Annotated in this window: 12 protein-coding genes; 9 read left to right on the top strand and 3 right to left on the bottom strand. The window is 27.7% G+C overall.

Features of this window, described 5'->3' with window-relative positions:
• Positions 1-63 precede the first annotated feature (63 nt).
• The 3 genes from CDLVIII_RS17200 (at position 64) to CDLVIII_RS17190 (ending at position 3569) form a co-directional block, all read left to right on the top strand.
• Positions 64-774, top strand: a complete 711-nt coding sequence (locus CDLVIII_RS17200) for a pseudouridine synthase (RefSeq protein ID WP_009170730.1) — start codon at positions 64-66, stop codon at positions 772-774.
• A gap of 149 nt (positions 775-923) precedes the next feature.
• Positions 924-1820, top strand: coding sequence for a MurR/RpiR family transcriptional regulator (locus tag CDLVIII_RS17195; protein ID WP_009170729.1), 897 nt, complete (start codon positions 924-926; stop codon positions 1818-1820).
• A 408-nt stretch (positions 1821-2228) separates the two neighbouring features.
• A complete protein-coding gene (locus CDLVIII_RS17190; protein ID WP_009170728.1) occupies positions 2229-3569 on the top strand; it encodes an HD domain-containing protein in 1341 nt (446 codons plus the stop codon).
• A 68-nt stretch (positions 3570-3637) separates the two neighbouring features.
• Here CDLVIII_RS17190 and CDLVIII_RS17185 read toward each other — a convergent pair whose 3' ends face one another.
• Together CDLVIII_RS17185 and CDLVIII_RS17180 are read right to left on the bottom strand one after the other, a co-directional pair.
• Positions 3638-4435 (bottom strand): TPM domain-containing protein, encoded by a 798-nt coding sequence (locus CDLVIII_RS17185; protein ID WP_009170727.1) that lies wholly within the window; start codon positions 4433-4435, stop codon positions 3638-3640.
• Positions 4432-4998, bottom strand: coding sequence for a LemA family protein (locus CDLVIII_RS17180; RefSeq protein ID WP_009170726.1), 567 nt, complete (start codon positions 4996-4998; stop codon positions 4432-4434). The genes CDLVIII_RS17185 and CDLVIII_RS17180 overlap by 4 nt, the downstream gene beginning before the upstream one ends.
• An 864-nt stretch (positions 4999-5862) precedes the next feature.
• Between CDLVIII_RS17180 and CDLVIII_RS17175 the strand changes: the two genes are divergently transcribed.
• Complete coding sequence (locus tag CDLVIII_RS17175) at positions 5863-6150, top strand: CD3324 family protein (RefSeq protein WP_009170725.1); 288 nt, start codon at positions 5863-5865, stop codon at positions 6148-6150.
• Between the two features lie 195 nt (positions 6151-6345).
• Here CDLVIII_RS17175 and CDLVIII_RS17170 read toward each other — a convergent pair whose 3' ends face one another.
• On the bottom strand, positions 6346-6657 hold the full coding sequence (locus tag CDLVIII_RS17170) for a hypothetical protein (RefSeq protein ID WP_009170724.1): 312 nt from the start codon (positions 6655-6657) through the stop codon (positions 6346-6348).
• Positions 6658-6978: 321 nt separating this feature from the next.
• On the opposite strand from CDLVIII_RS17170, the gene CDLVIII_RS17165 reads away from it, so the two are divergent.
• The 5 genes from CDLVIII_RS17165 to CDLVIII_RS17145 all read left to right on the top strand — a co-directional run bounded on the left by CDLVIII_RS17165 (position 6979) and on the right by CDLVIII_RS17145 (position 12544).
• Positions 6979-7218: a hypothetical protein gene (locus CDLVIII_RS17165; RefSeq protein WP_035301833.1), complete on the top strand. Its 240-nt coding sequence runs from the start codon at positions 6979-6981 to the stop codon at positions 7216-7218.
• A gap of 195 nt (positions 7219-7413) precedes the next feature.
• The gene (locus CDLVIII_RS17160) at positions 7414-8685 is read left to right on the top strand and encodes a 2-hydroxyacyl-CoA dehydratase family protein (protein ID WP_009170722.1); all 1272 of its coding nucleotides are present in this window, start codon (positions 7414-7416) and stop codon (positions 8683-8685) included.
• Complete coding sequence (locus CDLVIII_RS17155; RefSeq protein ID WP_009170721.1) at positions 8682-10394, top strand: acyl-CoA dehydratase activase; 1713 nt, start codon at positions 8682-8684, stop codon at positions 10392-10394. The genes CDLVIII_RS17160 and CDLVIII_RS17155 overlap by 4 nt, the downstream gene beginning before the upstream one ends.
• Positions 10395-10459: 65 nt before the next feature.
• On the top strand, positions 10460-10801 hold the full coding sequence (locus CDLVIII_RS17150) for a hypothetical protein (protein WP_009170720.1): 342 nt from the start codon (positions 10460-10462) through the stop codon (positions 10799-10801).
• Positions 10802-11587: 786 nt separating this feature from the next.
• On the top strand, positions 11588-12544 hold the full coding sequence (locus CDLVIII_RS17145; RefSeq protein ID WP_242835753.1) for a CorA family divalent cation transporter: 957 nt from the start codon (positions 11588-11590) through the stop codon (positions 12542-12544).
• Positions 12545-12571 lie beyond the last annotated feature (27 nt).

Below are 12571 nucleotides of genomic sequence, written 5' to 3'. Positions count from 1 at the left end.
AAAGAATTTTATCAATGGATTTCGTAATTAAATATTACTTAGATATTATGGAGTGGTTTAAAGATGGAAGAAAGATTGCAGAAATATATGGCAAGTTGCGGCGTTGCTTCAAGAAGAAAATGTGAAGAAATAATTATTGAGGGCAAAGTGAAAGTTAATGGGGTTATGGTTAATGAAGTTGGAATTAAGGTAAATCCATTAAAAGACATAGTAGAATATAACGGGAAAGTCATAAAGAAAGAAGAAAAAAAGGTTTATATTATGCTTAATAAGCCAGAAGGTTATATAAGTTCCGTTAAAGATGAGAAGGGAAGAGCAACTATACTGGATATTGTTAATGTAAAAGAAAGAATTTATCCAATCGGAAGATTAGATTATGATAGTTCAGGATTATTATTATTAACTAATGATGGTGAAGTATATAATAAAATAATTCATCCAAGAGTAGAACTAATAAAAAAATATATAGCAGTAGTTACAGATGAAATAACCAAAAATGACATACAAAAATTTGAAATAGGTATCGACATTGGAGGATATATTACAGCTCCAGCAGAACTTAAGGTGTTAAGCTTTGAAAAAGGTGTTTCTACAGTAGAGATTGGAATTCACGAAGGAAAAAATAGGCAGATTAGAAGGATGTGCGCAGCTCTTCATCATGAAGTATTGTCATTAAAGAGAATTTCTATAGGCGATTTAAAACTTGGATATTTAAAAAGAGGGGAATATAGAGAATTAAAGCAAGATGAAATTGATTATTTGAATAATTTATAAGCTAATAATAAACAATAGCGAAAGTTGATGAAGAAAATCTTGCAGATTTTGAATAATTTCTGCGAAAAATCAGTTATTTATTGAATATTTCAAAATAAGATGATAGAATTAGATTGAGATTATTCAATTTGATTACAGGAAGGCAAAAAATGGATGAAATAAATAATGAAAATAGCAAGGATTTAATGAGATTAATTCAAGGGAAGTTTATAAGGTTAAGTAAGGGGCAAAAGCTAATAGCTGAGTACATATTAAAAAATTATGATAAAGCAGCATTCATGACAGCTGCCAAACTTGGCATATCTGTAGGAGTATCTGAATCAACTGTTGTAAGATTTGCAATTGAGCTTGGATTTTCTGGATATCCTAAATTGCAAAAAGCTTTACAAGAGCTTATAAAGAATAAGCTTACTACAGTTCAAAGATTAGAGCTTAGAAATGATTATTTTTCAGACGGAGATGCTTTAAAGGGTGTTCTTAAAGCTGACATGGAGAACATAAGAGCTACTCTTGAGAAAATAAATCAAAACACATTTGAAGATGTTGTAAAAAGTATATTTGAAGCGAAAAGAATATATATAATAGGACTTAGAAGTTCAACAGCTTTAGCAGAATTTTTGGGATTTTATTTAAATATAATATTACAAAATGTAAAGATTGTAAGTTATGGAATCTCTGATGTTTTTGAGCAAATGATAAATGTAGGAGATGGTGATCTAGTAATAGGAATTGGATTTCCAAGATATGCTGCTAAGACAATTGATGCTTTAGAATTTTCTCAAGATAGAGGAGCTAAAGTGGTTGCACTTACTGATAGTTTATTATCACCATTAGCATCTAAAGCTGACCATACATTAATTGCTCAAAGTAACATGGCTTCATTTGTAGATTCTTTAGTTGCACCAATGTCGGTAATAAACGCTTTAATCATTGCAGTTGGAATGAGGGAAAAGGAAAATATATCTGATATATTTGGAAACTTAGAACAAATATGGCAGACGTATAATGTATATTCATATAACAATAAAAATGTAGCTGATGATTAAAAAATAATGGAAGTTACTAATAAGCTGTTCTCAATAAAATTTGGAGAACAGCTTATTTTATAGATATATAACTTTGAACTTAAACTCATGTGATTTTTGATATATGCGCACAAAAAAAGTTTAACAAAGATATATAATTTAGTATATATCTGTAAGGTTTTTATCTATATTATAAAGCAAAAGTGTCAACAATTATAAATAAAGCAAAATGTGACCTGAGTATCATAGGAATTACTGAACAATTATATGATGAAATATTTAAAGATATATATGTTGCAATTGATTTTTTACATTTAACATTTCGATATTTACTTAGCGGATAGATATCCTAAATGTAATTTTATTTGCAACACATATATTAAAAAATAAACTTATAGAAATTTGTATGGTTAATAAGGGGATGAGATAATGAACGTTAAAATTAAGCTGCCGCAAGATGTTGAATTTATTACTAGTAGATTAATTGATAATGGATATGAAGCTTATGCTGTTGGGGGATGTGTCAGAGACAGCATTTTATCTAAAAAGCCAAAAGATTGGGATATAACAACTAAAGCTAAGCCGGATGATGTAATAAGGTTATTTGACAGAGTTGTATTAACAGGACTTAAGCATGGAACAGTAACAATAATATTAAATAACGAAAATTATGAAGTAACCACATATAGAAATGACGGAGAATATGAAGATAATAGACATCCAAAGCAAGTAAAATTTGTTTCTTCTCTTAAAGAAGATTTAGCTAGAAGAGATTTCACAATTAATGCTATGGCATACAATGAAATAAATGGTTTAATAGATTATTTTGGTGGAATTCAAGATTTAAATGATAAAATAATTAAAACTGTTGGAGATCCAAAGCAAAGATTTGGTGAAGATGCCCTCAGAATGCTGAGGGCAATTAGATTCTCAGCAGAATTGAATTTCAGAATCGATTCAGCAATTATAACGGCAATTAAAGAACTTAAAGATAATATTAAATATATTTCAAAAGAAAGAATTAGAGAAGAATTTAATAAAATATTAATCAATGACTCACGAAAAATTGAAATATTAAAGGAATGTGAACTTTTAGATTACATTATACCAGGTATAAATAGAACCTATGATTTTGACCAAAACAATCCATATCATGTATATGATTTATATACTCATACATTGTTATCATTAGAGGCTATAGACTCAGTTCTACACTTAAAATTAACTATGCTGCTTCATGACTTTGGGAAGCTTTTTACTAAAACCACAGATAAAAATGGAATTTCTCATTATTATTCTCATGGAAAAGAATCAGTAATAGCTGCTAAAAATATACTAAAGGATTTAAAATATGATAATGATACAATTAATTTAGTTTTAACATTGATACAATATCATGATTGTATATTAGAAAGCAAAGCGTCTATCAAGAGAATGTTAAATAAAATAGGTGAAGATCTTTTTAGAGACTTAATTAAAGTAAAAAGGGCAGATATACTTTCACAAAATCCGTTGTATATTAAGGAAGGTTTATTAAACTTAATTAAAGTTGAAGAGAAACTGGATTTAATAATAAAGCAAAGGGAATGTTTTAATTTAAAAGATTTAAAGATTAATGGAAAAGATTTAATCTATTTAGGATTTAATAAAGGTAAGGAAATTGGAGAGATATTAAAATACTTACTAGATTTGGTTATAGAAAATCCAAATTTAAATGATGAAGAAAAACTAATTGAATTAGCAAATAAAAAAATTAAAAGCAAGTCTTAAAATTATTTAAGGACAATCATATGTGTATTTATGTAATACATAAATTGAAAATATAATTGTCCTGTTTTTTACCAGCTCCCACTTGATCCACCGCCGCCGGAAGATCCACCGCCAAAGCCACCAAAACCTCCACCGGAAGATCCGCCTCCTCTTGGCCCACGACCTCTAAATATATTACTCCAAAAAATGAGTTGTAATAGAGATAAAGAAATTCTTCCTCTGTTAAACATAAAATCAAATAGTAACATTGCTATTATTATACCGCCTGCAATTTTAGTACCAGTACCATAAGGTTGAGCAGTAGTTTGCTTTGGTAATGATATATTTAAAGATTTATCTAAAGTAACATTATATTCTTTGGCGATATAATCAGAAAAGGTACTATATGAGTTGACTAATCCCTCACCATATTTGCCTTCTGCAAATCTAGGCTTTGCAATAGATTCCATAATTCTGTTACTTAATACATCTGGAATAGCTCCTTCAAGACCTCGACCTACTTCTACTCTCCATGTTCTATCATTTATGGCTAATAAAATAAGTAAGCCATTGTCTTTTTCTTTTTGTCCTATTCCCCAGGTTCTAAAAAGTGTAATAGCATAATCTTCTATAGGAACATTATTTGTTGAATTTATTAGAACAACTACTGCTTGAGCGCCTGTTTTATCTTCTAGTTCTTTCCCAATGGATACTATACTATTCATCTCAGTTTGAGTTACTACATTAGTATAATCATTTAAATATTTATATGTTGTAGGGGAAGGAATTTTAATTTCAGCATTTGATTGAAAGGATGAAAAAAGAATTACTAAAAGAAAAAAGCATATAAATAAATTAAGAATTTTGCTTTTATTACTTATTCTCATTTAGTAAAATCCACTGGAGGAACATCTTTTGCACCTTCTGCCGCTTTATAAAGTGCTTTTTCCTGGAATCCAAATAATGATGCTACTATATTGCTCGGAAAACTTCTTCTTTTAGTATTATAATTTGTTACAGCAGTATTATAATCTTGTCTAGCTACAGCAATTCTATTTTCTGTACCTTCTAATTGAACTGATAAATCTCTAAAATTTTGATTTGATTTTAATTCAGGATAATTCTCAACTACAACTAACAATCTAGAAAGTGCTCCAGAAAGCTGATTATCTGCGTCAGCTCGATCCTGTATATTGGTAGCTCCGGCCAATTTACTTCGTGCATCTGCTATATCTGTGTATATTGTTTTTTCCTGAGCAGCATATCCTTTAACTGTATTAACCAAATTAGGAATTAAATCCGATCTTCTTTGAAGCTGAGTATCAATATTGGATGATGCAGAATTTGCCGTTTGTTCAAGGGAAACCAATTTATTATAAGAAGTAATAGGAATACCTAAAATTATTAATATCGCAACTACCAATATTCCAAGTTTCATACCTTTGCTCATCATTGAATACCTCCTTTGTTATTGAATATATTTTGTGTAAAAAATCAAAAAATATGTTTTCATAAATAGAATCTTAAATATGTAAAAAAAGCTTAAATAAAAACAATGGATATTTACAAATGATATTTTAACAAAATAAACATTAACTAGAGGATATTAGGAAAATTTAATTATAAGAATTTTTTCCATTGAAAAATTTATCCAGCACATGAGATAATTAACACAGCCGGTGATTCTAAATGAAAGGGGATGATAATATTGATTATTAATAGGAGGTGGCTATTAGCCTAAATAGTAGGTTAGTAGTGTCATCGATAAATAATGAAGAGGGCAGGTTAAAATGACCTCTTCTACTGTTATCATTAAAGTAGTAATATCAACAAAGCATAATTGGGATATGTTGACAGAAAGTGAAATTTAAAATAAAATATAAATAGTTTAATAAATTCAGATGAAGGAGGAGTTAGAATATGAATTCATTTATATATTGTGAAGAGGTGTTTTTTAAATAATTTAATATTGCCGGAAGCACTGTAATAAGTTTATAGTTATTTCTATAACTTCTGTAGGAAGTTTAGACAAATCAAAGCTTAGTATGCTTTCGAAAGTGACTAATAACCGTCATCTGAAGAGTTAATATGGATTGAAATCTGACAGAGTGCACGAGGATTATCGTGTTTTTTTTATTGTCTTTTTTCTAAAGTCCCGTGGATGGTTATATATATCCACGGGATTTTTTTATCCAAAATTCAAGATGAAAAACTGTAGTTTTAAATTTTAAAATTTATTAGGAGGTGATTTCAATGGGAAATTCTAAAAGCGAAATAATACTAGAACTTATAAAAGATAAGGAGGAATTGAACATTGTGTTACAAAAATGGAAAGGATATTTTGCCGAAGAAACTTTTAGAGGAGCTGCAAAAATATATTGAGGGAGAAAACATATATATTCCTAGAAAAGAAGAGAGAAAAGGCTGGGGAGAAAATAATGGTACTAGAATAGCAATAAGGGAAAGAAATTTAGAAATATACAATCTTTATAAAAAAGGAACTAAAATCCTTGATATAGCGGAATTATATAATCTTTCAGAAGACAGTATAAGAAAAATTATTTTTAAATTAAATAAGCTTAAAAATATAAGAACAACGTAAAAGAAAGATTTCTATAAGTAAAGTAACTAATATAAATGACATTTTAAAGGATTATATGAAATAACATACTTAACATTGTCAATCGAGAAAAAAAGTATATCATTACCTATATGATGAAAATGTGATTTATATATAAAGATAGAAATTAATATTAATTATAATGGTGAGAATTAGATATAGGTACTAAATGAATAACTATGATTTAGTTATAGCTATTTCTCCTTTACCAGCTATTATAATAAGATCTCCATTTTTAATACAACCTAAGTTTACAACTTCATTAAGATTTTCAAAGTTTTTAAAATATCTTTGATTACCAGTAGAATCAATTATTATCAAAGTTGTAGGCGGATTTACTACCAGTTTAGCGGTAGCGGTAAAATCCGCTACTTCAGAAATATTATATACACCTTGTTTATAAGAATCTGATATAAAAACTGCCTGTGGTACTTTTACAAGAGCAAATGTAAACATTAAAAAGAATATTATAAATACTTTTAATTTCATTATGAACACCTCACTGTGTAGTATTTTGTGAGATTACGATGAAAATATACTATAGAATTTATAATTCGGACTTAATATTAAGATTAAAATATAAGCAGTGTTATCTATTTTACGGGTGTCCATGCATATAAAGTCGGAAAGTTTTATTCTAATTATTTTTTATATATACCTTAAGCGACAGTAAGAGTAATCTATTATTATGATGATAGTTTATAATAATATAAACTTGTCAAAAATAATTAGTAAAGGAGCGATTTAAATGAGAAGTTATAAAAGAAAATTTAATGGATATTCAAAGAAAGGAGTTATAAAAAATACGGAATGAAATTTAAAGTTAGTAGAGGCAAAAATAATATGAAAGCTGAATTCAAAATGAGAATGCTTTTTTCAAAAGTAAAGAGTTTAATCAAAGTTTTTAGAAAAGTTTTTGAAATTAAGCCATATGAGAATAATAAAGAAATTTACTACGATTACAGAACTGAAAAGCTGCAGCTTAATAGCTATGAAAAGCGTAGAATTGAAATTTATAAAGAAAAAATAAAAGATAGACTTTTATTTTAAAATAAATAGGGATTGGGCAAGAGTAGAATTAAATAAAACTTGCTTCAATCCTTATTATATTTTAATTAATTTTACATATTTAATAATAGTTATATTTGATAAAAATTTCATTAAGGAATAAAATAATAGTTGGTATGATAAATCAAAAAAGTAAAAAATATGAATATGATGTTTAGTCATAAGAATGAGGTAGATATGGATATTGTAAAAAAATACGAGGAATTAACCAAAAAACAAGCTGAAGCCAATCCAAAGACAGCATACAAAATGATTAAATTAGGACTTTTCTTAGAAAAGCAAATGGTTAAGTTTTCATCTCAAGAAGTTCCTAAAGCATATAAAGAATTAAATTTAATAGCTCTTAATTCGATCTTAAGAGGATTAAAAAGTCCAGAGAATTCTGCCTGGGTTAATATCTTTACTCCAGTGGAAATTCTACAATGCTTTGATATCAATCCATTATCACTTGAGTGCATGTCCTGCTTTATGTCAGGCTTTGAATGTGAGGATTTTGTAAATGAATATGCTGAAAATATAGGAGTTGCGGAAACCCTATGTTCATATCATAAAGGCTTCATTGGAACGGTAGAAAGCGGAATTCTACCAAAACCTAAGTTTGCATTTACAACATCTACATGTTGTGATGGAAATGTTAATACAATCCGTTATCTTGCGAGCAAACATGATTTAGATTCGTATATTTTAGATATTCCTTATGAGTATTCTCTAGAAAATGAAAAATATGTTGTAGTCCAATTAAGACAGATGATTAATATGCTTGAAGAAAAGTGTAAGAAGAAATTTAATGAGAATGAATTGAAGGAAATATTAAAAAGGGAAAATGAATCCAAAAGTTTTTTCAAAGAATATTTAAAATATCAAAGAACAAAATATTATCCGAGCTCTTTAACTTTGCATATGTATATGCTTTTTGCATCACATGTAGGTATAGGAACTAAAGAAATTTATAATTTTTATAAGTTATTAGCAGAAGATATAAAAAAGTATCCTGAAAGTGAAGGACTAAAAGTATTTTGGGTTCATCTTTTGCCATATTATCAAGAAACGATGAAGGAATATTTTAATTTTAATCCTAAATATCAAATTCAATCATATGATACGAATTTTGATTACATGGATGAATTGGATGTTGAACATCCTTTAGAAGCATTGGCAAAGAAGCTTATTTTAAATATATATAATGGCTCCTATGAAAGAAAGATCGAGGCAATTAAAAAAGCTGTAGATGATTTAGGTTCTCAAGCTATCATTCATTTTTGTCATTGGGGCTGCAAGCAATCTTCTGGAGGGGTAATGCAGCTTAAGGAGGCAATGAAAGAAAAAAATATACCAATGCTTATTTTGGATGGAGATTGTATGGACAGGAGAAATTGTCAAGATGGGCAGTTAAAAACTAGATTAGAAGCTTTTTTAGAAATCTTAAAAAATACGGAGGGAAACATATGATTGGATATACTTGCAAATATACGCCAATAGAAATATTCACAAGTCTAGGTGCTGAAACAAAGAGAATAGAACCTAATGTAACGAGCTATGATAAAGCCGAAATGATGATGCATACTAACTTGTGTTCTTATGTTAAAGGCGTATTAGAAGATGTAATTTTAAATGATTATGAAGGAGTAGTATTAACAAGCTGTTGTGATAGTACTAGAAGGCTTTATGATACTTTAAAAGATACTTTTCCAGATAAATTCATTTATATATTAGATTTGCCTAGAAAAGTAAACGATGAATCTATAAGAATTTATGAAAATATAGTTAAAAAAATGATACATGCATATGAAAGTTTTAGCAAAAAGACATTTGAAGAAGAGAAACTTAAAGAAATCTGTGATTCAATAAAAATAAATTATAGTAAGCCTTCAACCGGTATAAACGTAGGAATGATGGGCGCAAGATGCAATGATGGAATAATTGAATTAGTTAAGAACTCTAATGTTAATGTATTATTTAATATTTCATGTACCGGTGATGAACGGAAATATGAGTTAAATAATAAAGACATATATCATAAATATATAAAAGATTTGTTGAGTAAATTGCCTTGTCTTCGTATGACAGATATTAATGATAGAAAAGATTTTCTTAAAGAACAAAAAGAGAATCTAGATGGAATTATATATCATACAGTTAAATTCTGTGATATTTATTCTTATGAATATGCTGATATGAAAGAAAATTATGATGTTCCAATATTAAAGGTAGAGACAGATTACACAAAACAATGTGAAGGACAAATAAAAACAAGGGTTGAGGCATTTATTGAAGCATTAAAGACAAACATGGAAAAAGGTGATAATAAAATGAAAAATGTTATTAGCGAAGAATCAATAAATAATTCTAATAAAAAAGATGAAGATATAAAGTATGTAATTGGAATTGATAGTGGTTCAACATCAACAAATGCGGTAGTTGTTAATACTAATAAGGAAATTGTAGCTTTAACAGTAATAAGAACTGGAGCTAAAAGTAGTGAAAGTGCGAACAGAATTTTAGAGGAAATATTAAATAAATCAAAATTAAACAGAACTGACATCTCACTAATAGTTGCTACTGGTTATGGAAGGGTAAGTATATCTTTTGCTGATAAAGAGATAACAGAAATAAGCTGTCATGGTAAAGGTGCTCATTATTTAAATCCCAAAATTAGAACAATAATAGATATAGGAGGCCAGGATAGTAAGGTCATTAAGTTAAATGAAAAAGGAGAAGTAATTGATTTTGTAATGAATGATAAATGTGCGGCAGGAACCGGCAGATTTCTAGAAATGATGGCTAGAACTCTTGAAATAGCTATAAAGGATATGGGACCTGAATCGTTGAAATGGAGCGAAGATATAAAAATAAGCAGCATGTGTTCGGTTTTTGCCGAGTCAGAAGTAATTTCCCTTATTGCACAAAACAAAGAAAAAGCTGATATTATTCACGCTTTAAATCAATCTATATCAAGCAAGACTAATGCTCTACTTGGTAGAGTAGGAAAAGAAAGTGAATTCATGATGACTGGAGGTGTAGCTCAGAACATAGGAGTTGTAAAAGCTTTAGAAGAAAAAATAGGCGAAAAGTTATTTATTTCAGATGAACCTGAAATAGTAGGAGCACTAGGAGCAGCATTATTTGGAGTTGAAGAACTAGAAAAAAAAGAGAATTAATAATTTCTTAAGAATAAATAAAATAAAGTTTTCTATAGAATTTATTTTGAGAGGATGTAGATATTATGGACAAATATAATATACCATTAGGAACTTTAGTTGAAGTAATACAAACTAATTCTGAGTCTGATAAAAAGAATCATGGAGTTAGACTTTATGTTGTGGCTCATCATAAAGATTCACAAGGAACACCGCTATATTCATTGGGCTTAAAAGGAGAAACTAATGCTTTAAAAATGTATAATGGGTATTATGAAGAAAATTTGAAAATTATTGATAAGATATCGGTTGAGTTAACCAAAGAAGAAATAGATGATATAGTTCAATGGGGAAATATATGTGAAGAAGAAGGCTGGTTTATTGAAAAGGATAGAAATTTAAAAGAGAAATTAAGTAAATCAATTTAAATTATAGAAATTATGAAAACGATATTCCTTTCACATTTAAAAACCATAATTAGTAAATATATATACTAATTATGGTTTTTTTAAAGAATATAACAATCTTAACTAGCACAATAAAAGATAGCTTATCATCCCATTATAATCTTTCGACTATAATACAACAAATCACAACCTAATAATCATGTTTCGCTCCACCAGACAACATATTTATTCAACTCTATATAACCTCACGGCTATATAAAATCAATTCAACACATTGAATAATGTTAACTCGACCTTAAATAATAAGTTGGAGTATTATTATAATAAATATAATAATATATAATCAACTATAATAAAACTTTTCCATACTATTTAAAATCTTATCGCCGACTAAATATAACAACTATATTTATAATCATTATATAATCTTTGTTCGACACATATACACCCTTTTATTTAGAGCATATATATATCTTTGCTCAACTGTTATATCCCTTATGATAATAATATGTGCATTTTCATTTTTAATATACATATTATTATAAATTAATTTATTGGGTATTATGTTATTTTTTGCAGGTACATATAGAGATTTAATGATTAAGTGTATTTGTATTTTTTGCTTTTAGTATATTTGTAACAAACTTCACTATGATATCTGATGATATTATGAGAATAATATATTCTACATAAAATTTATTATTTAAAATATTTTGCCACAAGCCTCATTAAAGTTATAGAATTTAATTTAAATATATGTTTAATTAAATCAGTTGTCCAAAAAATGATTTCTTATAATTATCATATATGATAGAATGTAAGAAAACTAGAAAACAGGTGATAGCAATGATATACTCTCTAAATAATGAGAAATTAGTTGAAGATTCCATTGATAATATAAATTCCGAAGAAAGGTCTTTTGTTGCTGTTATTACTTATGAGCAATTAAAAAAATATGCAGAGAAGCTTTTTATTAATGAAAAAATACTTTTCGATTGCCTTAATGGAAAAACCACAAAATTTGAAAGCTATGAAGGTTTTGATTATTTATCGTTAAAGATTCCAAAAGTTTTTGATGTGTTAAAACCATCTAAAAGAGTTTGCATATATATTAGAAAAAAACTTCTTGTATTTAGCTGTGATAATTTTCAAATGGTAGATGAACTTATATTAAAAATTAACTCTGAAGAAATAAAATGTTCTACGCTTAGTAAGATGCTTTACATATTTTTTGACAAGCTAACATATGATGATACTAATTATCTTGAAAAACTTGAATATGAAATAACTGATCTTGAGGAAGGACTTATAACTTTAAAGAATGATAATTATTTAAAGAAGATAATTGTTTTAAGAAAAAAATTATTGAAACTAAAACGCTATTATGAGCGGCTTATAAATATTGCAGAATTAATCGAAGAAAATGAAAATGGACTTATTGATAAAAAGACAATTAAATATTTTAAAATGCTTACCAATCGTATTAATAGATTATATCAAGTAGTAAACAACTTAAGAGATTACGTAACGCAAGTTAGGGAAGCATATCAAGCTCAGGTAGACATAAGTCAAAATCAATTGATGAAATTATTTACTGTTGTAACTACTATATTTCTGCCATTAACTCTTATAGTAGGGTGGTATGGAATGAATTTTCAAATGCCAGAATATAATTGGACCTATGGTTATCCGTTTGTCATATTAATCAGTATATGTATAATTGGTATATGTATTTTTTGGTTTAAAAAGAAGAAATGGTTATAAAATAGGTGCAGGCACTTTAATGAATGT

The sequence above is a fragment of the Clostridium sp. DL-VIII genome (assembly GCF_000230835.1).
GTDB lineage: Bacteria > Bacillota > Clostridia > Clostridiales > Clostridiaceae > Clostridium.
The sequence above is the reverse complement of the archived record's forward strand: the minus strand, read 5'-3'. Positions and strand labels throughout refer to the sequence as shown.